This window comes from Holdemania filiformis (genome assembly GCF_003459085.1).
GTDB lineage: Bacteria > Bacillota_I > Bacilli_A > Erysipelotrichales > Erysipelotrichaceae > Holdemania > Holdemania filiformis.
Window position 1 is genome coordinate 1 of record NZ_QRUP01000003.1, and the last position, 22,024, is coordinate 22,024.

Annotated in this window: 19 protein-coding genes; 1 reads left to right on the plus strand and 18 read right to left on the minus strand. The window is 53.0% G+C overall.

Annotated features, from left to right (window positions below):
* Window positions 1–335 precede the first annotated feature (335 nt).
* From smpB to DWY25_RS03430, 17 genes are all read right to left on the minus strand, one after another.
* Window positions 336–791: an SsrA-binding protein SmpB gene (gene smpB / locus DWY25_RS03350; RefSeq protein ID WP_117893662.1), complete on the minus strand. Its 456-nt coding sequence runs from the start codon at window positions 789–791 to the stop codon at window positions 336–338.
* A 12-nt stretch (window positions 792–803) separates the two neighbouring features.
* Complete coding sequence (gene rnr / locus DWY25_RS03355) at window positions 804–3,056, minus strand: ribonuclease R (RefSeq protein WP_117893665.1); 2,253 nt, start codon at window positions 3,054–3,056, stop codon at window positions 804–806.
* Window positions 3,057–3,110: 54 nt separating this feature from the next.
* Window positions 3,111–3,335, minus strand: coding sequence for a preprotein translocase subunit SecG (gene secG, locus DWY25_RS03360; RefSeq protein WP_006057619.1), 225 nt, complete (start codon window positions 3,333–3,335; stop codon window positions 3,111–3,113).
* Between the two features lie 239 nt (window positions 3,336–3,574).
* Window positions 3,575–4,873, minus strand: coding sequence for a phosphopyruvate hydratase (gene eno, locus DWY25_RS03365; RefSeq protein WP_117893668.1), 1,299 nt, complete (start codon window positions 4,871–4,873; stop codon window positions 3,575–3,577).
* 71 nt (window positions 4,874–4,944) lie between these two features.
* Complete coding sequence (locus DWY25_RS03370; RefSeq protein ID WP_039863675.1) at window positions 4,945–5,133, minus strand: LiaF transmembrane domain-containing protein; 189 nt, start codon at window positions 5,131–5,133, stop codon at window positions 4,945–4,947.
* 62 nt (window positions 5,134–5,195) lie between these two features.
* On the minus strand, window positions 5,196–5,939 hold the full coding sequence (gene tpiA, locus DWY25_RS03375) for a triose-phosphate isomerase (RefSeq protein ID WP_072685685.1): 744 nt from the start codon (window positions 5,937–5,939) through the stop codon (window positions 5,196–5,198).
* Window positions 5,940–5,943: 4 nt separating this feature from the next.
* On the minus strand, window positions 5,944–7,140 hold the full coding sequence (locus DWY25_RS03380; RefSeq protein WP_006057613.1) for a phosphoglycerate kinase: 1,197 nt from the start codon (window positions 7,138–7,140) through the stop codon (window positions 5,944–5,946).
* 220 nt (window positions 7,141–7,360) lie between these two features.
* Window positions 7,361–8,797: a glycogen synthase GlgA gene (glgA, locus tag DWY25_RS03385; RefSeq protein ID WP_006057612.1), complete on the minus strand. Its 1,437-nt coding sequence runs from the start codon at window positions 8,795–8,797 to the stop codon at window positions 7,361–7,363.
* 12 nt (window positions 8,798–8,809) lie between these two features.
* The gene (glgD, locus tag DWY25_RS03390; protein ID WP_006057611.1) at window positions 8,810–9,925 is read right to left on the minus strand and encodes a glucose-1-phosphate adenylyltransferase subunit GlgD; all 1,116 of its coding nucleotides are present in this window, start codon (window positions 9,923–9,925) and stop codon (window positions 8,810–8,812) included.
* 13 nt (window positions 9,926–9,938) lie between these two features.
* Window positions 9,939–11,072, minus strand: coding sequence for a glucose-1-phosphate adenylyltransferase (locus DWY25_RS03395; RefSeq protein WP_039863674.1), 1,134 nt, complete (start codon window positions 11,070–11,072; stop codon window positions 9,939–9,941).
* A gap of 413 nt (window positions 11,073–11,485) precedes the next feature.
* Window positions 11,486–12,289 (minus strand): hypothetical protein, encoded by an 804-nt coding sequence (locus DWY25_RS03400; protein WP_117893671.1) that lies wholly within the window; start codon window positions 12,287–12,289, stop codon window positions 11,486–11,488.
* A complete protein-coding gene (locus DWY25_RS03405) occupies window positions 12,265–13,494 on the minus strand; it encodes a bifunctional folylpolyglutamate synthase/dihydrofolate synthase (protein ID WP_117893674.1) in 1,230 nt (409 codons plus the stop codon). The genes DWY25_RS03400 and DWY25_RS03405 overlap by 25 nt, the downstream gene beginning before the upstream one ends.
* A 1-nt stretch (window position 13,495) precedes the next feature.
* Complete coding sequence (locus tag DWY25_RS03410) at window positions 13,496–14,161, minus strand: uracil-DNA glycosylase (RefSeq protein WP_117893676.1); 666 nt, start codon at window positions 14,159–14,161, stop codon at window positions 13,496–13,498.
* A 75-nt stretch (window positions 14,162–14,236) separates the two neighbouring features.
* Window positions 14,237–15,466 carry an MFS transporter gene (locus tag DWY25_RS03415; protein ID WP_117893679.1) on the minus strand — a complete coding sequence of 410 codons (1,230 nt, stop codon included), beginning with the start codon at window positions 15,464–15,466 and terminating at the stop codon, window positions 14,237–14,239.
* A 13-nt stretch (window positions 15,467–15,479) separates the two neighbouring features.
* Window positions 15,480–16,703, minus strand: coding sequence for an MFS transporter (locus tag DWY25_RS03420; protein WP_244925919.1), 1,224 nt, complete (start codon window positions 16,701–16,703; stop codon window positions 15,480–15,482).
* 170 nt (window positions 16,704–16,873) lie between these two features.
* Entirely contained in the window at window positions 16,874–17,983 is a 1,110-nt protein-coding gene (gene nagA, locus DWY25_RS03425; protein WP_181981675.1) for an N-acetylglucosamine-6-phosphate deacetylase, read from the minus strand.
* Window positions 17,984–18,075: 92 nt separating this feature from the next.
* Window positions 18,076–18,993, minus strand: a complete 918-nt coding sequence (locus tag DWY25_RS03430; protein ID WP_117893688.1) for a transglutaminase domain-containing protein — start codon at window positions 18,991–18,993, stop codon at window positions 18,076–18,078.
* A gap of 106 nt (window positions 18,994–19,099) precedes the next feature.
* On the opposite strand from DWY25_RS03430, the gene DWY25_RS03435 reads away from it, so the two are divergent.
* Entirely contained in the window at window positions 19,100–19,546 is a 447-nt protein-coding gene (locus DWY25_RS03435) for a hypothetical protein (protein WP_117893691.1), read from the plus strand.
* Between the two features lie 126 nt (window positions 19,547–19,672).
* Here the strand turns inward: DWY25_RS03435 and secA are convergent, their stop codons facing one another.
* Window positions 19,673–22,021, minus strand: a complete 2,349-nt coding sequence (secA, locus tag DWY25_RS03440; RefSeq protein WP_117893694.1) for a preprotein translocase subunit SecA — start codon at window positions 22,019–22,021, stop codon at window positions 19,673–19,675.
* Window positions 22,022–22,024: the final 3 nt, after the last annotated feature.

Consider the following 22,024-nt stretch of genomic DNA (forward strand, 5'->3'; position numbering starts at 1 on the left):
AGCTCTTTATGAAGCGATTCTTCAAATGGGAAGGGAATTCCCCGGGCTTTCAGAGTCAGATAACGATAAGCGGTATGGAGGATAGAATGGTACAAAAGAATATCCTGGCGAATAGCCTGAGCTTCTTCAGGAAGCAATTCATCGTAATAGATCCGGTCAGAACACGTTATCGTTTTCATGAAGAAGACCTCGCTTTCAGAGAACGCTCATCTTTCTATTGAGTTAATTATACAATTCATCCTTCTCCATTTCAACGCATTTGAGTTTGTTTCATTCTTTTCATTTTCTTTTGCCTCGGACGCATCGAAATTCTTAGAATACAAAAAAAACACGGCTTACCACCGTGCTTTCATCGCTTTTTCCATCTCCCGCTTCGCGTCCTTCATCTTCGCGTCTTCGCGCTTATCATACAGCGCTTTACCCTTAGCCAGCGCGATTTCCATCTTAGCCCGGCCATTCTTTAAATACAGCTTGACCGGAACGACGGTATACCCCTTCAGCTTGACCTTCTGCTGGAGCTTAACGATTTCCAGCTTGTGCAGCAATAGCTTCCTTTCGCGGGTTTCGTCATGATTGAACTGGTTGCCATGATCATAGGTCGCGATGTGCATCTCCTTGATCCAGGCTTCACCGCTGATGAAACTGACGTAGGCGTCCTTAAACTGCGCCTTCCCCTGACGGATCGATTTAATTTCAGTTCCGGTCAGGACCAGTCCGGCTTCAAAGCGTTCCTCCAACGAATAGTCATGAGACGCCTTGCGGTTGACGGCAATGATTTTTTCACCGCTCATCGTGATTCCTCCTTACGCTTGGGTGGGTTTCGGTTTCCGCCGGCGGGTGCGCCGGCGTTTGTTTTTGATCGGGACGGATTCCGCAGGCCGGTTCGGTTCTTTGCGGGGACCGGCTTTTTTCTTCGCTGCGGGAATAGGCTCGCGTTTTTCCTTGCGCGGCCGGACGAGATCGAAGTCAATCTCCTGATGGAGCTTACTGGCGCCGGTCACTTTAATCTTGACGCGCTGCCCCAGCCGGTATATCTTCTTTGTCCGCTCGCCCTTCAGGCTCAGCGTATCCGGATCGTAATGATAGTAATCGTCCGTCAGCTTCTGCACATGGACCAGACCTTCGACAGTATTTTCCAGCTCGACAAAGAAACCGAACTTCGTGACGCCGCTGATGACGCCTTCGGCAATCTTACCGATCTGATCCTCCATGTATTCGGCTTTCTTCATATCTTCAACTTCCCGTTCCGCTTCGATCGCGGCCCGTTCCCGCTCAGAGGTCAGCTTGCCATATTCCTCCATTTTGAGTTCGTCCTGCTTCATCATTTCCGGATCCAATGCGGTTCCGAAGCCATATTTGTGAAGCATCCGATGAACGATCAAATCCGGATACCGGCGGATCGGCGAGGTGAAGTGCGTGTATTCTTCCAGCGCCAGTCCGAAATGGCCCAGACAGCGCGGATCATATTTTGCCTTCTGCATACTTCGCAGCATCATCGTCGAGATGACCGGATAGGCCGGATCATCTTTGAACGAATCCAAAAGCTGCTGCAGCTGCAGCGGACGGATTTGTTCAACGCTGCCTTTGAAACGCTTGCCCATCAACAGGACGATCTTCGCGAAATCCCGCAGCTTTTTCGGCTCCGGCGCTTCATGTACCCGGTACAAGGCCGGAATCTCAAGCCATTTCATGTGCCGGGCCACACATTCGTTGGCCGTGACCATGAAATCCTCGATGATCATTTCCGCTTCCTTGCGCTCGTGCACCTGGATCTCTTCAATTTTATTTTGTTCGTTTAAAATGATTTTCGCTTCCGGCGTTTCAAAGTCAATCGCTCCGGCCTCATGACGGCGCTTGCGGATCGCCCGCGAACAATCCCGCATCCAACCGATCATCTCCGTCAGCTTTTTGTATTTCCGGCAGGCTTCTTCCTCACCTTCCAGAATCGCGTTCACCGCGGTATAGGTCATCCGCTCCGTTGTCTTAATAAAGGATGGGAAGATTTCATAATTGAGGATTTCCCCGGCTTCGCTGATCTCCATTTCACACGACAGCGTCAGCCGCAGCACTTTCGGATTCAAAGAACAAATCCCATTGGATAACAGGTGCGGAAGCATCGGCACCACACGGTCGACGACATAGGTGGACGTGCCGCGTTTGAGTGCTTCCTGATCAAGCGGACTGTTCTCCGGAACATAGTGGGAAACGTCCGCAATATGAACGCCCAGCCGATAACCGCCGGCAATCTTCTCGACGCAGACCGCGTCGTCCAGATCCTTGGAATCCTCACCGTCAATCGTGATAATCATTTTCCCGGTGCAGTCGCGGCGGCCTTCTTTTTCCTTCGGCGATACGCGCGACGGCGTCCGCTGCGCCTGTTCCATGACTTCCTGTGGGAACTGCGGATCGATATCGTATTCCAGCAGCACCGACAGAATATCCACGCCCGGATCATCTATATGGCCTAACAGCTGGACAATTTCCAGCTCCATCGGATCGCCGTAGCGCAAGACCTTCAATAACACCTTCGTGCCGCTGACCATTTTAAAAGCCTGCCAGTTTTTGACGATCAGCCGGGACTTAATCCGCTCATCATCCAGCCGCAGCTGCAGCCCCTTGCCCACAGACGTGAAAAACGTCCCGACCAGCGTGTTCGTCTTGTGCTGCAGAACGCGGATGACCTCGCCCTCGTCGCTGCCGTAGAAAGACGGCAGTTTCTTAACGATCGCCACGTCGCCGTTCATCGCTCCGTGCAGATTGGCTTCCGTGATGTGGATGCTGTTCTCATCTTCCAGATCCAGAAAGCCAAAGCCTTTGCGGTTAACGGATAACGCTCCCTGATAGTAGCCGCCCATTCTGGCCGGCATCAGATTGCCTTTCTGACTGAACACGATCACATACTGTTCCGCCAGTTCGTTGACCGCTTTATTCATCGCCACGAATTCTTCGGTCGTGGACAGACCCAGGGTTTCCTGCAGCTGAGCCAGACTCAACGGACGATAGTGCTCGTCGGCTATCATTGTTTCAATTTGTTGTTTTATGTCTATTTGTTCCATAACTTCACCTCGAATTTCTTTAATAATATGAAAAAAGGCCGCTGTTGACGGCCGTTAGTTCAGTACCCTAATCACAATGACCAGCACGAAGAACAAAATTCCGACAACCAGGGTGGCATTGGAAATAATCTTCTCCGGTCCTCTCTCTTTTACATTGGCAAACAGATTTAATCCGCCGCTCCCAGTAAAAGCACCGCTGATCCCGTCTGATTTTCCACTTTGTAACAGAGAAAGAAGTATTAAAATCACGGACACCACCATCAATAAGATATCAAGCATCTTAATCCTCCTTTCAGATTTATCGCTTTTCTATTATAACAAAGGCGTAGTCAAATTGCAAACAGTTCCGCTGAATTTCAGGAGGAAAGCGGGAATTCCCTGTGCTTCTTCCTTATTGTTCACCAGGAGTAAGAGATTTAATCCACGGGCTCAACAGCTTTCCTCTGTTCTTCATTCCTTTCCTGTCAAAAAAAGACAGTCTGCGAAAGACTGTCTTTTCAAATGAAGATGTATTCTGCTTATTTCTTAACGTTGTAGAAGCAGTCCATGCCCTGGTATTCAGCGATTGGACCCAGTTCATCCTCAATGCGGATCAGCTGGTTGTACTTCGCGATACGGTCAGTACGGCTCATTGAACCGGTCTTGATCTGGCCTGCATTCAGGCCGACAGCGATATCCGCAATCGTCGTATCTTCGGTTTCACCGGAACGGTGGGAAACGACGCAGGTATAGCCCGCCTTCTTCGCCATTTCGATAGCGTCAAAGGTTTCTGTCAGAGAACCGATCTGGTTGACCTTGATCAGGATCGAGTTTGCGATGCCCTTTTCAATGCCTTCCTTCAGGATTGCCGGGTTCGTAACGAACAGATCGTCGCCGACCAGCTGAATCTTGCTTCCCAGCTTGTCTGTCAGTTTCTTCCAGCCGTCCCAGTCTCTTTCGCCTAAGCCGTCTTCGATCGAAACGATCGGGTACTTTTCAACCCATTCTTCATACATGGCGATCATTTCATCCGTGGTCTTTGTGCCCTGTCCGGATTTTTCCAGATCGTAGTTGCCGGTTTCTTCGTTGTAGAATTCAGAAGCCGCAACGTCCATCGCGATGCAGATATCCTTGCCCGGAACATAGCCCGCAGCCTTGATCGCTTCAACGATCAGCTTCAGCGGTTCTTCATTGCCTTCAACGCAAGAAGGAGCGAAGCCGCCTTCATCACCGACGTTTGTGTTGTAGCCTTTGCCCTTTAAGACTTTGCGCAGGTTGTGGAACGTTTCAGCGCCCATTCTGACAGCTTCCTTCAGGGAAGTTGCGCCAACCGGCATGATCATGAATTCCTGGAAATCAACCGTGGAATCCGCATGGCTGCCGCCGTTTAAGACGTTCATCATCGGAACTGGCAGCGTCTTGCCGTTGAATCCGCCGAAATATTTATACAGCGGCATATCATAGTAATCTGCAGCAGCCCGTGCGCAAGCCATGGAAACACCCAGGATCGCGTTCGCGCCCAGTTTGGACTTATCGTTTGTGCCGTCCAGTTCGATCATGACTTTGTCGATCGCATTCTGATCGGTAACATCCATGCCTAAGACAGCGTCGGCAATGATATCGTTAACGTTGGCAACCGCCTTCGTTACACCCTTGCCCATGAAACGGCTCTTATCGCCGTCACGCAGTTCCAGTGCTTCTCTTTCGCCAGTGGATGCGCCGGATGGAACGATCGCGCGTCCGAAAGCGCCGGATTCTGTCGTCACTTCGACTTCAACAGTTGGGTTGCCGCGGGAGTCCAGGACTTCGCGTGCGTAAACATCAATAATACTAGGCATCTTCAATTTCCTCCTTGTGATTACCTGTTCTATTTTCCTTCTCCCTTTTTCATTCGGGGAAAAGTCAAATGCTAACGGTGTGTTTTCTTTGTTTTTCTGCCGTCGTTCTGCAGCGCCAGGCCCAGAACGATCAGCAATACCGGCCAGTAGCTGACCAGCATCGTTTCCATGCCGGCCATCAGCTGTTGGACGTCCAGAGTCGGATTCAGCAACAAGATGGCGCCGGAAACAATCAGAATCCCGCCGATCCTCTTTTTCATAACGACGCCTCCTTTTGGCTTCATTATAGACAGAGGATCGATGGGAATTTTGTCATTTTACCTTATTTTGTAGCGTTGATGATTTCTTCAAAGGAATCCGTTTTCAACGAAGCTCCGCCGATCAGAGCGCCGTCGATATCTTCCATGGCCATGTATTCCTTAATATTGTTCGGCTTAACGGATCCGCCGTACTGGATGCGGACGCCTTCCGCCGCTTCATCGCCGAACATCACACGAACCTGGTCGCGAACGATGTGGCAGCAGTTCTGCGCGATTTCTTTTGTCGCGCTCTTGCCGGTGCCGATCGCCCAGATTGGTTCATAAGCGAGAACCATCTTGGCTACGCACTTCGGGCACAGTCCTTCCAGGCCGCCCTTCAGCTGCGCACGAATGACTTCTTCCGTCTGGCCGGCGTCAAACTGAGCTTCGGTTTCGCCGATGCACAGGATCGGTGTGATCCCCGCTTCGATTAAACGCTTGGCCTTCTTGTTGACAGTTTCGTCTGTTTCGTTGAACATCTGGCGGCGTTCGGAATGGCCGATGATGCACCATTTCACACCGATTTCTTCCAGCATTGGTACGCTGACTTCACCGGTGAATGCGCCGTTGTCTTCAAAGTGGCAGTTTTCTGCCGCAACGATCAGACCCTTCGCCGTATTGACGCAGTCCTTCAGCGCTGTGAACGGAGCCGCGATGCCGTAATCTGCGCCGTCGTGCAGCTTCGGTTCAATTTCATTGATAAAGCTGACCGCTTCCGCGCAGGTCTTATTCATTTTCCAGTTTCCGACAATAATTGGTTTTCTCATTGATTTATTTCTCCTGAATGATTGCGATGCCCGGCAGTTCCTTGCCTTCCATGTATTCCAGGGAAGCGCCGCCGCCAGTGGAAATGTGCGTGAACTTATCTTTGAAGCCCAGCTGGATCGCCGCTGCCGCGGAATCGCCGCCGCCGATTACCGTCATTGCGTCAGGCAGCTCGGAGATTGCTTTGCAGACTTCGATGGTGCCATTGGCATAAGCCGGGTTCTCGAAGACGCCCATCGGTCCGTTCCAAACGACCGTCTTAGCGCCCTGCAGTTCTTTTTTGAACAGTTCGACAGACTTCGGTCCGATATCCAGGCCCATAAAGCCCGCTGGAATTTCGTCATTGCTGACAGTCTTGACTTCCGTTGCGTTTTCAAACGCGTTGGCAACAACAGAGTCTACCGGCAGGACCAGCTTGTCGCCGCCCTTAGCCAAAAATTCCTTTGCCATTTCGATCCGGTCTTCTTCTAACAGGGATGTACCGATTTCTTTCCCCTGAGCTTTTAAGAAGGTGTACGCCATGCCGCCGCCGACAATGACCTTGTCCGCGATGTTCAGCAGGTTCTCAATGACAGCGATCTTATCGGAAACTTTCGCGCCGCCTAAAATAGCGACTAACGGACGCTTCGGATTGTCGATCGCCGCGCTCAGGTTCTCGATTTCTTTCTGAACCAGGAAGCCGCAGGCGCTTGGCAGATGCGTCGCAATACCAACGGTGGAAGCGTGCGCTCTGTGAACTGAGCCGAACGCATCGGAAACGAACAGATCGCCTAAACCAGCCCAGTACGCAGCCAGATCCGGATCATTCTTGGATTCGCCCTTTTCATAACGGGTGTTCTGCATCAGGACGATATCGCCTTCGTTCATCGCCGCGATCGCGTTTTCCAGTTCTTCGCCGCGGGTTACCGGAACGAAGGTAACTTTGCCGGAAACCAGCTCCTGCAGTCGTGCGGCAACCGGAGCCATGTTGTTCTTTTTCTTGCCTGCTTCGCACTTTTCAGGATCTTTATGATCGATCTTGCCCAGATGCGACATCAGGATAACCTTTGCGCCATGCTCCGTCAGATAGTTAATCGTCGGCAGAGCGGATACGATCCGGTTATCATTGGTAATTTTTCCATCTTTGATAGGTACGTTAAAGTCGACGCGAACCAGGACGCGTTTTCCTTTAACATCAAGGTCACGAACAGTTTGTTTTGCCATGTTAAGAATTCCTCCTTTTACATTTCAAATTATAACACCCGGAAGAAGTGAAGTAAACTAGGAAAAAGCCGCTTGTGATCATCTTATCAAGGTGATAGCGCTTTCTTTAGACAAGAGTGCGGCAATGTCGATTTTCCCCTTCTTCAGGCCCAAATTTCCCACCGGGAGCCAATGAATTTTCAGCCTCGGAATTTCAAAAAGAAAGGAGCGTTTCCGCTCCTTAATCCATTTCGTTATACAGTTTGGTATATTGATCGGCTGACAAGTTCCAGCTGACATCCGTGCCCATCGCCTGCTGAACCAGCTGATCCCAATCCGCCCGGTTGAGGTAGTAAGCGTCGGCCGCGCAGCGCAGCGTGTAAAGCATGTCATGGCTGTTGAACGCCGTAAAGCTGAACCCGTTGCCTTCCTTGGTGTACTGGTTGTACGGATGAACCGTATCGCGCAGACCGCCGGTTTCCCGAACCAACGGCAGCGAACCGTAGTGCATCGCGATCAGCTGCCCGATTCCGCACGGTTCAAATAGCGAAGGCATCAGGAACAGATCGCAGCCGGCATAAATCCGGTGCGCCAGTTCGTCATTGTAACCGCAGTAATACACGGCACGGCGGCGATACTTGTCTTCCATCATCTTAAACTGGTTCTCGATATGCGTTTCACCAGTACCCAAAACGACAAACTGAACGTCCAGGCCCATGATATCCGCCATCTTTTCAATGATCAGATAGACGCCCTTCTGCCAGGTCAGACGTGAAACGATGCCGATCATCATCACATCGTCCGCCACCCGCAGCCCCAGCTCTTTCTGAACAGCGGCTTTGTTCGCCCGCTTGCCTTCCAATACGGTCTCCGCGTTGTAATGCGCCGGCAGCGCCGGATCGGTCATCGGATCCCACATCTTCGTGTCGATGCCGTTAACGATGCCGTACAGATCGCTCTGTCTGAACCGCAGCACTTCATCCATCTGCTCGCCATACTGAGCCGTCAGGATTTCCTGGGAATAGGACGGCGAAACCGTCGTGATCTTATCCGAGAAAATAATGCCGGTCTTCATGAAGCTGATGCCGTTGTGGAAACGCATCGAGCCGTCGTCGAAATAACGCCGGTCAATTCCCAGGCAGTCCGTCAGCACATCGGCCGGGAAATTGCCCTGGAACGCCAGGTTATGAATCGTATACATGTGTTTGATCTGCTGATAACGCTGATCATCCGGATACTGAATGTGGCACATTGCCGCAATCATGCCGGTATGCCAGTCGTGGCAGTGCATGATATCCGGGAAGAAATCAATTGCCCACAGCATTTCCAGCACCGCTTTCTGATAGAAAGCGAAGCGTTCGCCATCATCCGGATAGCCGTATAATCCGTCTCTTTCAAAATAACCGGCATGCTCAATGAAATAATAGGTGACATTTTCCCATTGCGACTGATAAATCGTCGCGACCGTGTCGATCACGCCGACATGGATCGGGATCGTTTTCAGCTTCGTGAACTCGCCGCGGTATTTTTCAGCAATTCGTTTATACAGCGGCAGTACGACGCGGGCATCCATGCCCTTTTCGTTTAAGATCTTCGGCAGCGAGCCGATAACGTCCGCCAGTCCGCCGGTCTTGATATACGGCAAACCTTCCGCCGCGACAAACAATACTGATTTCATAAGACCCCTCCTTTAAATCCGATCTCTGCGTTTGACATAGATCGGAGAATCGTCGGTTCCCACTAATTTTTTAACATGGTTGACGATCGCCGCTTTATCGACGATGACATGATCCAGCTTCGCGCCTTCGCCGATGTAGGCTCCCGGCAGGATGACGCTGTTTTTAACAACCGCGCCGCGCTTGATAATGACATTCCGTCCGATAACGCAGTTTTCCACGTTGCCTTCGATATGACAGCCGTTGGCGATCGAACAGCCGCGGATCTTCGCTTCCGGCATGTATTGAGACGGTGCGGAATCGTTGGTCCGGGTGTGGATCGGCCAGTCTTCTTTAAATAATTCACGCGCTTTGGCATGCGTGCGCAGTTCGATGTTCGCCTTGAAGTAGCTGCGCAGGCTGTTGATGCAGTAAACCGTGCCCTTAAACGCATAACCGTTGATCCGCAGATCGTCGCAGCTGTCAGCCAGGATATCCTTGAACCAATACAGCGAGCTGGTGTTGGCCGCTTTGCGGACTAATTCCAAAAACAGCTTCTTCGTCATGACATACGCTTCCAGGGAAACGTTGCGGGTTTTGTATTTGCCGCGGTTCTTTTCAAACGCGACGATCCGCTTGTCCTTGTCCATCGACAAGGTGTCGCAGCCGATGAATTCTTCCTTGGCGTTGTCCGTTGACTTGTAGATAACGGTGACGTCGGAATTCTTTTCCGCGTGATATTTGAGAACTTCGTTGAAGTCGATCTGGTAAATCATATAGCTTGGCGCAATGATGACATACGGTTTATTGACTTCTTCAATGTACTGGATGTTGTCCATGAAGTTGGCGATATCGTGGTTGTAAACCTCCGACATAATCCGGTTTTCACCATACAGGATGCTCAGGCGTCCGCGCTTGGAGTTGATGTTGTACTGCCGGCCGTTGCCCAGATGCTCGATCAGGGAACGCGGTTTGTCCTTAATGAACACTTCAATCTGGGAAATCCCGGAATTGGTCATGTTGGAAAGCATAAAGTCGATCAAACGGTAACGACCCAGAAAGGAGATCGCAGAGGCCGGGCGGTAATCCATCAGACCTGTGATATCGACACAGGCGTCTTCAAAGTTGATAATTCCTAATGCGTCACACATACTTCCGTCCCCCTTATTTCACTCTCTTTTTTGCGATCAGTTCGATATGTTCGCTGTCCTTGTGCCCGACGACGGCGCCCGGACTGATTTCCACGTTGTCCGCGACGATGCAGCGGGTTACCTTCGCACCCTCGCCGATCACGGCGTTCGGCATGATGACGGAATCAACGACCTGTGCGCCGCTGCCGACTTCCACGTTGGTAAACAGCACAGAGTTCTTCACATTGCCGTTAACGATACAGCCCTGGTTGATATAACAGTTTTCAACAACCGCTTCCTCGCCGATAAACTGCGGCGGCGTCGGTACGTCCTCGGTGTAAATCTTCCATTGGGAATCGCCCAGATCCAGCTCGTTGTCCGGATTCAACAGGTCCATGTTCGCTTCCCACAGACTGTCGATCGTTCCGACGTCTTTCCAATAGCCCTTAAAGCGGTAAGCCGTCAAAACCTTGTTGTCGCGTAAGAAGGCCGGGATGATATCCTTGCCGAAATCATGTTCGGAATTCGGATCCTTTTCATCAGCGGTCAGATATTTGCGCAGCGTCTTGTAATTGAAGATATAGATACCCATCGAAGCCAGATTGCTCTTCGGCTTCGCCGGTTTTTCCTCGAATTCAATAATCCGGTCGGTTTCATCCGTATTCATGATGCCGAAACGGCTCGCTTCCTTTAACGGAACTGCCAGAACAGCGATCGTCGCGTCCGCGTTGTTGGCTTTGTGGTGCGCCAGCATCTTGGCATAATCCATCTTGTAAATGTGGTCGCCGGACAGAATCAGCACATATTCCGCTTCCATCTGATCCAGGAAGTCGATATTCTGCGTGATCGCGTCGGCTGTGCCGCGGTATAAGCCCAATCCGGTCTTATCCTTTTCCCGCGGCGGCAGAACGAAGACGCCGCTGTCGCGCGCATCCAGTCCCCAGTGGTGATCCCGGGCAACATAGGAGTTCAACAGAACGGATTCATACTGCGTCAAAACGCCGACAACGGAAATTCCCGAGTTGGCACAGTTGCTTAAAGGAAAGTCGATAATACGATACTTTCCGCCGAAGTAGACTGCCGGTTTAGCGACTTTTTTTGTAAGATCAAGAAGACGGCTTCCGCGTCCTCCCGCTAAAATCATGGCAACCATATTATTTTGTTTCATACTTTTAGCCCCCATAGTTTCTCTATGATTTTATTATAGCGTGTTCGCGTCTGTTTTTCAAAGATTAAAAATCATATTTCGTCTGTTCTTCAAAATTTAAAAACGTACATTTTCAGTTGATAATCAAAATTATTTGCGAAACGGCCTGGAAAATCCGGGTTAGAACGAATTTAACTTATTTTTTAAACGTTTTTCCGGAAAAATTTTGTCATTTTGCGACAAAAACAGAAATTTATTAAAAAGTAAACGGTTTCAAATTCATTTTCTCTTTCATCTAATTATTTCACAATCTTTGCGGCAAAATCAATTTTATCCGGATTTCTCTCATTTCCAACTAAAATTATTACCTTTACCGTAACCGCTTCCAATTTAAGGTTGATAAAAAATAAAATAACGGCCGTTATTCCGTTATTTCAGCGTATTTTCAGGCTTTTAATCGATCCGGCCGCGGCGCGGATCAGCCTGGCGCAGCGTTCGCCCTCCGAATCCTTCGTTAAATCCGGCTTTCTTAGCACCGACTGGTCACGGACCGGTTTTTCTTTGATAACAAGAATCATCCGATCGTTTTGATTCCGAACTAGCAGCTCGTCAAAACCGAACCCGCAGTCCTGCAGCGTCTGTTTGTCAATTTCGCTCAGCGCTTGCCCTTCTTCCGGCTTTAACGTTTCAGCCAACACAGGCAGTGCCGGTCCTCTGCGAAAGGAAACGCCGCCGCGCAGATGCCGCCAGTCCGCATCCTCGTTCCCGCTGCATTTCAGCTGAATCCACAGTCCGTTTTTGATCACCGATTGTTTCTCACTCTCCCGCCGCAGCGTAAACCGCCCGACTTGAAAAGGGATACCTTGCGCTTCGCCCTGAACCGCCCAGTCCCACTCGCATCGATAACACACAGGATCCAAACCAAGTTGTCTGTCCCAGCTGATATCCAGGGCGGAAGGCTCCGCCGCGCTCACGTTCCCAAACTGCCGGCTCAGCTCCGCCTGAAACCCGGCCTGATGGCAAACACCCGCAAATTTCCGCCGGGTCGGTTTGATCGCAAACCACCACCCAAACACAAGCAGGAAACCACCGGCGAGGGTGCCGCGCCGGCAGCGAACGCCCAGCCTGTACTCAACAATAAAATCCGCCGCCAAAACGCTGACGAGTAAAATCACTTCCAGCCAATACAGAAGCTGCCAGCGCCGTGCCGTTCTCACAAACCTGCGTTCATCAGCCACGCGCGAACCTCGGAGATAAAATACAACGAACCGGTGATCACTACCGTGCCCTCAGCCCCGGCCTTGTCGCGGGCTGTGCGGACCGCGGTTTTCCAGTCTTCGATCAATTCGCTGCCTTCGATCACCAGCTGCGCACCCGTCTGGGCGCGGAAATAGTCGAATTGCGTGATGATCAGACGGTCGCTGATTTGTTTCAGCTGTTTGGCCATGACCTCGGTTTCCTTATCCTTCAGCGCGGTAAACACGATGACGCGCGGATGGGGCAGATCCTTCACAGACGTGCACAGCGCTTGAATTCCCGGCGCATTGTGCGCCCCGTCGATGATCGTCAGCGGATGCTCCTGAAGTACTTCAAACCGGCCGGCCCAGACTGCTTTCCGCAGTCCTTCGCGCAGTGCTTCCTCGCTGAAGATCAACGCTCCCTGCTGCCTCAAAGCCCGCAGACACGTCAGGGCCGCTGCCGCGTTGCGGGCCTGGTATTGAGCACGGGTATGCAGCGTATAAGTCTGATCCTCCAACGTAAAGTGAACCTCGGATCCCGGCTGAACCGTAACGGCGGGAACGGGAATCAGCCGCGCCTGCTTTTCAGCGCAGACCGTTTCGATCACCGCCTGGCATTCCGGCTGCGTCACGCCGCTGACGACCAGTCCGCCAGGTTTGATGATCCCTGCTTTCTGCAAGGCGATCGCTTCCTCCGTGCTGCCCAGGCGCTCCATGTGATCCAGACCGATTGACACGATCACGCTGCACAGGGGATGGCGCAGCGTATTCGTCGAGTCCAGAAGACCGCCCAGCCCCACCTCGATCACCGCGAAATCAACCTTTTGTTCGACAAACCACAGACAGGCGAAAAAGAAATCGATCTCAAACATCGCCAGATCCCATTGTTCCAGTAAATCCCGGTAGGTATCGACATAGCGGACAAACGTGACGTCGTCGATCCAGCGCTCCTGAATCCGGATCCGGTCCTGATGGGCGACCAGATGCGGCGAGGTGAACGTGCCGACCGTATAGCCGGCTTCGCGCAGGACGCTGGCAAGATAACTGACGGTGCTGCCCTTGCCGTTGGTGCCGGCGACATGAATCGCGCGCAGCTGGTCCTGCGGATCGCCCTGGCTGGCCATAAACCGCTGGAAGTGATCGAAGCCATGGTGAAAATTATGCCGGGCTGTAATCCAATCAACGGCTTCCTGGATTGTTGTCATTTCAGTCCTCAATCTGCCAGTCGATCGGCGTGCGGCCCTGATCGATCAGAAATTGATTGGCCTTGGAGAACGGATGGGTACCGAAAAAGCCGTAGCTGGCCGACAGCGGCGAAGGATGCGGCGATTTCAGGATCAAATGCTTCGGATTGGTGATCCAGCGGCCCTTGTCCTGAGCGTTGCGGCCCCACAGGATAAAGACCAGCGGATCAGGATGGTCGTTCAGCTTGCGCATGACCTCGTCGGTGAATTCTTCCCACCCCTTGCCGCGGTGCGACAGCGGTTTGGAATCTTCGACCGTCAGCACGGTGTTCATCAGAAACACGCCCTGCTGAGCCCATTTCATCAGATAGCCGTGATGGGGAATCGTACAGCCCAGATCGTCATGCAGCTCCTTATAAATATTAACAAGACTCGGCGGCACCTTGACGCCCTTGCGCACTGAGAAACACATCCCATGCGCCTGGTTGGGCTGATGATAGGGATCCTGCCCCAGGATGACGACCTTTACGTCGGAATAGTTGGTAAACTCAAACGCTGAGAACACCTGCAGACGCGGCGGATACACCTTCGTCGTCGCATACTGCTGGCGCAGAAAAGCGGATAACTGCTGAAAATAAGGCTTTTGAAATTCCTCTTTCAAAAACGGGGTCCATTCATTCTGAAACATTGTACTCCTCCTTAGGGTCTTCCTGACAAAATAAAAAACCGGATTTTTTCCGGTTTCATTATAGCACTGTTCGTCCTATTTCACCAATCCCTGCGCATTGAGCTGATCGCGCCGGCAATGATAGATCGTCGCGTAAACAGCCATTGCAATCGGAAAGCAGGAACAGAAGATCACGGCGACGGGCAGATACAGCGTTTCCGGAAGAATCCAGGAGCACAGCACAATCGCCGCCATGCCCAGACAGCGGCCGATCGACTGATAGGTTTCCCGCACGATCACCCGGCCGACGATATTTTCCTGCGCGGCATAATCGGCGATCGCGTTCATCACGATAATCTGATACGGATTGGCGTACATCGGCGTCGACAGCGCATTGACCACGCCGTAATAGACGGCCCCGCCCAGTGTCGGACAGAGCACCAGCACAACGGCGCTGGAAGCGATCAGTACGGCGCCGATCCGGTAGAAGGTCATGCGGTTGCGGCGGTGCATGACGCGCGAAACCAACGCGAACGCGACAATCGAGATCAGGGCGAAGAACGCCAGCAGTTTGCCATACGTACTGCCGCTGCCCTGGGTTGCGTTATACACCAACAGCCCGGCCAGCGTCAGCGACAGCGAATTGTGCATGCCGTAGAAGAACGTCGTGATCATGCAGTAGCGCCATTGCGGATCGTCCAGCTTCATCCGTTTCAGCACGGAGAACGGCTGCGGCGCGCTGCGGGCCTTGACGCGCAGCGAGATCAACGCGATCCCGGCGTAAATCACTAAGACGATCTTGAAGATTTCCACATAGCCCGCGGTATCCGAAGCCGCCAGATCAATGATCATCGTCGAGATCAGCGGCGCAGCGATTGCGGCGATGTTGTTGCAGATGCCGACGCTGGAAAGAAAGCGGGAGCGGGACTGGGGCGAGGACACGATCTGATTCAAACTGTTCAGGCTTAGCCAGAACAAGCCTTCGCCGATTCCCGTCAGCGCCGCCACGCCGTAGACCAGCTCCGGATGCACGGCAAACTGATCCTGCGCCGCCAGCACGAACAACAGGCTGAGCATGATGAAGACCAGGCCTGTGGCCAACGGTCCGGCAAAGCTGTGTTTCTGCGCCCATTTGCCGCCGAGCGTGAAGAACAAGGGAAACAAACCGATCCGCACGATCGTGTAGACCGACATGACGATTAACGAGCCGGTATAGGCGTACAAATAGACGTTCATGAACACCGCCGACATCGCGTTGGCCAGATTAAACAGACAGGCGATGAGGATCGTCGTCGTTTCATCGCGCGTGAATTTCTGCTTACGCATACTTGACCAACCCCTACTTTACAAGACCCAGCTGCTTCTGCCGGTCGCGTTCACGATGATAGACCGTCGCATAGAGCGTCAGAATGACCGGGAACAGCGAACACATCACAACCGCTGTCGGCAGATACAGTGTTTCCGGCAAAAGGAGGGAACACAGCACGATCAGCACCATGCCCAGGCAGCGGCCGATCGACAGATAGGCCTCCTTGGCGATCACGCGGCCGACGACATTCTCCTGCGCGGCGTAGTCCTGGATCGCGTTCATCATGATGATCGTATACGGATTGGCATACATCGGCGTGGCAATCGCGTTGACGACCCCGTAATAGATCGCTCCCGCCAGCGTCGGCCAGAGCACCAGCACGATCGTGCTGGATGCGATTAACAGCGAACCGATCTGATAATAGCGCATCCGGTTGCTGCGGCGCATCGTCCGCGATACCCAGGCATAGGCCAGAATTGTCAGCACCGCGAAGATCGCCAGCAGCTTGCCATAAGCGCTGCCGCTGCCGTTGGTCGCGTTATACACTAACAAACCGGCCAGCGTTAAGATCAGCGAATCACGCATTCCGTAAAGAAACGTCGAAATCATACAGTAACGCCATTGAGGATCGTCCAGCCGCATGCGTTTGAGCACGGAGAAACCGCGGTTGACGCTGCGGGCGCTGATGCGCGTGGAAAGCAGTGCGATCAGACCGTAGATCACTAAGACAATCTTGAAGATTTCCACATAGCCCGCCGTATCCGTCCCGGCCAGCTCGATAATCAAGGTCGAGATCAACGGTGCGATGATCGCCGACAGGTTGTTGAAAATGCCGATATCGGAGATAAACAGCGAGCGGGTTTTCGCCGTTGAAACAATCTGGTTCAAACTGTTGATACTCAGCCAGTACAGGCCTTCGCCCATCCCGACTAACGCTGCGACGACATAGACCAGCTGCGGAACACGTTCAAACTGATCGCTGGCGCCCAGGACGAATAACAGACTGATCATGATGAAGACCAGCCCGGCCGTCAGGGTCTGCGAGAAGCGGTGCTTCTGCGCCCACTTGCCGCCGAGGGTGAAGAAGAACGGATACAGGCCGATGCGCACGATCGTATAGATCGACATCACCACCAGCGATCCGGTATAGGCGTACAGATAAACATTCATGAAGACCGCCGACATCGCGTTGGCGAGGTTGTAGAAACAGTTGATCAGGATTAACAGACGTTCGTTGGAGCTCAGCGCTTTCATAAAACAATCCCCCTGGAAAATGAATTCCTTTTTGGTCTTGAGTATCATAGCACAACCATTCACGTTGTCAATCCGGAAAATGAATAAAAAAACCGGAAATGAATCCTTTTAGGCAAGGCCGTCTTTTCCGGTTCTCTTTGAATTATCTTAGGCAGTGGGAAAACTGCTTATCAAGCCTGACGAACCCCCTTGCAGAACACCGCTTGCAATTGAATATTTTCATCGCAGACGACAAGATCCGCATCTTTTCCCGCTTCCAGCGAGCCTTTACGGTCAGCGACCCCCAAATACCGCGCAGGGTTGATCGTCGCCGCATGAATCGCCGTCACCAGCGGCAGCCGGGCTTTGCGATGCAGGTTATCCACGCCCTGATTCACATATAAGGCAGAACCGAATAAAGTCCCGTCCGGCAGCCGGAATGCGCCTTCCCGGCGGTACTGCGCCGCCGCCGGATCATCCTTGCATTCAGCGGAATCGGTGACCAGGATCAGTTTATCCGCGCCTTTCATCGTTCCGATTAGATGCGCCGTTTCAAAATGCACATGAATTCCGTCGCCGATCACCTCAGCGTAGAGTTCGTCCAGATTCAAAGCCGCGCCGAAAATTCCAGGATTGCGGTGATGGAAGGGGCGCATGCCGTTGCCACAATGTGTAATGCCGGTAGCTCCGGCAGCGACGGCGTCCTTGACCTGATCAAAGCTGGCGCCGCTGTGACCGCAGGAAACGCGGATATGATGCGCGGCGGCCGTTTTTACAAACGCATAATCCTCATCAAACTCAACGGCGCAGGTCACCGTCATGATATGCCCGCCGGCTAAATCCTGATAGTGAAGCAGAACCTCCGGATCAGGTTTAACGATCGTGTAAAGATCCTGCGCGCCATGAAACTGATGCGAAATGAAATTGCCTTCCATATTGATGCCCAGGATTTCCGCCCCTTCCCCCGGGGCTTCGATCGCTTCTCTAAGAACCGGCAGAGCTTGTTCGTTCTGGCGCTGGCTCTGCGTCGCGGTGGTCGCGAGAAACGCGGTCACGCCTTCTTCCGGCATGTGCTTCTGCCAGCGGCGCATCGCTTCCAGCGTCGGTTTGCCCGCCTCGCAGCGGTTCCAGCCGTGCGTGTGAATATCAATGAATCCCGGAAGAATCCACAGATCCTGATAATCGTGATCCGGCTGCTTTTCCCCATAGGGCAAAATCGCTTGAATGAGTCCATCGGCAATTTCCAGCTGAGCCGGCTGAAGACAATCATCAATCCAGACATGAGTGCTTTGAATGATCATTTTGTACCTCCACTTTTCCTTTAGCTTCAGTATATCACCTCTTTCAGGCTTGTCCACTGAACCCAAAAAAAGACACGGCTGAGCCGTGCTTTTCATCGCAGACAATAATTGAAAAAGGCTTCGTATTCCGTCTGGGAAATCGTCGTCGGCGTGGCCGGGTCAAATTCGTATTTCCCTCGTTGTTTTAGCGTATCCGGCTCAATCAGGAAAAAGTCGTACATCACCCGGCCGGGCTGATCCGGCACCGGATCGTCAAACGTCGCATCGAGGTAGCGCATTTCCCCATCCAGACTGACCAGATTCCAGGCATGATCCATCGTGTTGCTGAAAACGCGGATGGAGCCGATCCCGGCGGCCTCCAGAAGCAGATCCATCGCTTCCATATAACCTGAACAGGTGGCCTTCCCCCGCTCAAAGACGCCGGAGGCGCGGAAAGCCAGACTCTGACGGCGTTCTTCTTCATTCAAGGCGACGGCTTCCTCGTCGTATTGGGTATGCAGCACCAGCCAGTCGTGGAGCACGCGGATCGTTTCCGTCTGATCCATTTCCGCACTCACGTTTTCTTCCACGATGCGGCGGGCCTGAACACGGTTTCGCTGCAGCTGCTGCTCATCCTCCATCGTGACCGTGAAGATCGTGCGGCGCGTGCCGTTCATCATCCGCCGCTGCGTGTACTGAGCTTCAAAGGTTGAAGGCGACAGCGCTAAGGCATAGATGAAAATTTTATCCAGATCCAGATCCTCATCCGCGACGATCGCAGCTTCCCGCTGACCGCTGCGGACAAGATTACCGATCAGCAGTCCCGCTTCCATCTCGCTGTCCACGGCATAACATCCCTCGCGGACATCGCAGCTGATCTTTTCAAATTCCTGATCAGGGCGATAATGCGAATCGCTGAATGTCACCGTTTCCCGCTTGCCGCCCAGAACCTCAGGCAGGGCAAGCGACTTTCCGGAACAGGCCGTCAACATAAAACATAGGCCTAAAAGCCATTTCCATTTCTTTTTCATACCGCCTGTCCCCTTTCACGGTTTCAGTATACCACGTCCCGCGGATTTCTTTCTTTCGTTTCCCTTTCAATTTTTGTATAATAAGAACGCAAAGGAGGCGCAACTCATGCTTCAAAGAACCATGTCCTTAAAAGAAATGATGGATTACCGCCCGGCCGCGGCGGATTTTGCCCAGTGTCCCGAAGCGGTGACGGGTTTGATGCGGCTGTGCGTCGTCGCGCCGGATAAGGAAAAGGCGTATGATTTCCTGCGCCACATGATGAATCCGCCGTATCGGCAATTGGCGCTGCGCAGCTTCGACGACTGCCTGAACACGGTGCATTATGACTTCGATGGATCGCAGGCATCCAAGCCGACGTTTATCTTAATGGCGGAATACCGGGTGATCACGGACAAACCGTCGCTGCAGGCGTTGATGGAAACGGTGATCGAAACCCGGACTGATGCGGAAACCGATGTGATCGCCGACTGCTTTATGAAAAGCGACGAGGGCGGCAGCTGCCTGCGGATTTATTCCCACGAAGGCCAGGTTCACGCGGCGATGCTGGGATGACCGCGTGGGTTAAAGCCGCAGAGTGATCGTCAGCTTAACCCAGGACAACGTAAAAGAGAACGGTTCGGAATTTCCAGATGGAAAACCGGCCGTTCTCTTTTTTATTTTTTGAAATGATTTTGAGAGTTAAGCTTCCGGATTGACCGGCGGCTGCGGTTCGCGCTTCTGAATGTGCAGCAGCGTCAGCACCGCCTGATCGGTAATGTTGGCCATCATGTTTGTGAACCGCTCAAAGCCTTCCTGACGATAAGCATCCTCAGGTTTAATCTGCGCGTAGGAACGCAGATAGATGCCCTCGCGCAGCCGGTTCATCGAATCGACGTGGTCGTTCCACTGATGGTCGATCACGGAAAGCAGGATCATCTTTTCCAGCTGGGCGATCTGTTCGGGTGCTTCATCCTTTTTCAGCTGATGCTGACGATGGAATTCCTGCGTCAGGATGGCCTGAAGGGTCTTCTCGTCCTTCGCCTGATCGAGCTCCTTATCGATTTCGCCGAGCAGCCAGGTCTTGCGTGCCTCCTGCAGCACGGTTTCCCATTGTGCAGGATTGGCGCGTTTGGCGTTCATCAGCGACGCGGCCAGACTGGCCGCCGCCTGATCCATCAGGGAACCGACCAGTTCGCTCAGGTCGTCCTGGATTAAAATCTGATCGCGCTGACCAAAGATAATCCGGCGTTGTTCCATCAGAACATCGTCATATTCCAGCACACGCTTACGGGAATCGTAATGCAGATCCTCGGCGCGCTTCTGAATCAGATCGATCGTTTTGCGCAGCTTTTCCGCCGGCAGTTTATCCTCGCAGAACTTCGCAATGCTTTCCTTCTGCAAGTCGGAAGCGTACTGAATGATGAAATCATCCTGCATCGACACATAGAAGCGGGAAAAGCCCGGATCGCCCTGACGGCCCGCCCGGCCGCGCAGCTGGTTGTCGATCCGCTTGGATTCATGCCGTTCCGTGCCTAAGACGGCCAGCCCGCCCAGCTCGACGACGCCTTCGCCCAGCTTGATGTCGGTGCCGCGGCCGGCCATGTTCGTCGCGATCGTGACCGCGCCCTTCTGCCCGGCCCGGGCAATGATCTCCGCTTCCTGCGCATGGTTCTTCGCGTTCAGCACGGGATGCGGGATCTTTTTCTGCGTCAGACGCTGGGAAAGGATTTCACTGATTTCCACCGAGGGGGTACCGACTAACACCGGCTGGCCCTGGGCATGCAGCTGTGCGACTTCTTCCACGATCGCGTCGTATTTTTCGCCTTTGGTCTTATAGACCGCGTCCGGATAATCAATCCGGGCGATCGGCTTGTTGGTCGGCACAACGATCGTGCGCATATTGTAGATGCTTAAGAATTCCTGTTCCTCCGTCTTGGCCGTACCGGTCATCCCGGCCAGCTTGTCATACAGGCGGAAAAAATTCTGGTAGGTAATCGTCGCCAGCGTCTTGGTTTCCTGCTTGATGCCGACTCCTTCCTTGGCCTGAATCGCCTGATGCAGCCCATCCGAGAACTCGCGGCCTTCCATTTTACGGCCGGTGAACTGATCGACGATGATCACCTCGCCGTCCTCGACGACATATTCGACATCGCGCATCATGACGTAATTGGCTTTCAGCGCCTGCTGGATATAATGCACCAGATCGGCGTGGCTGTGATCGTAGAGATGGGCGACCTTGAAGAACCGCTCGGCGTGCACGATGCCTTTTTCCGTCAGATAGACCTGACGTTCCTGGTGATCGACTTCAACCTCGTCTTTGCGCAGCGCCTTGACGAACTGATCGGCGATCAAATATTGCTTGTCCAGCATTTCCCCGGCGCCGGAAATGATCAGCGGCGTGCGGGCTTCGTCGACCAGCACGGAGTCGACTTCATCGACCAGCGCAAAATGGAGTCCGCGCAGAACGCGGCTTTCCAGATTCATAACCATGTTGTCGCGCAGATAATCGAAGCCCAGCTCGGAGTTGGTCGTATAGGTGATGTCGCAGGCAAACGCCGCGCGCTTCTGCGCCGAAGTCAGAGTGCGGTCGTTGCAGCCGACGCTCAGCCCCAGAAACTGATAAATTTGTCCCATCCACTGGGCGTCGCGGTGGGCCAGATAGGGGTTGACGGTCACGACATGCACGCCTTGGCCTTCCAGCGCGTTGAGGTAGACGGGCAGAATTGAGGTCAGCGTCTTCCCTTCGCCGGTTTTCATCTCCGCGATATCGCCCTGATGAAGCAGGACGCCGCCCATCAGCTGGACGGGATACGGCCGCTCACCGATCACCCGTTCCGCCGCTTCGCGCGCGGTGGCGAAGGCTTCCGGAAGCAGCTCGTCCAGACTTTCGCCCTGGCTTAAGCGCTGGCGGAACTGACTGGTTTTGGCTTGAAGCTCAGCGTCGCTCAGGGCTTTGTATTCCCCGCTCAGCGCTTCAATTTTCTTCGCCAGCTTCTCAGCTTTGGCTAACTGGCGGCCGTCGGGACTCAGTGATTGTAAAAGATTCATGAT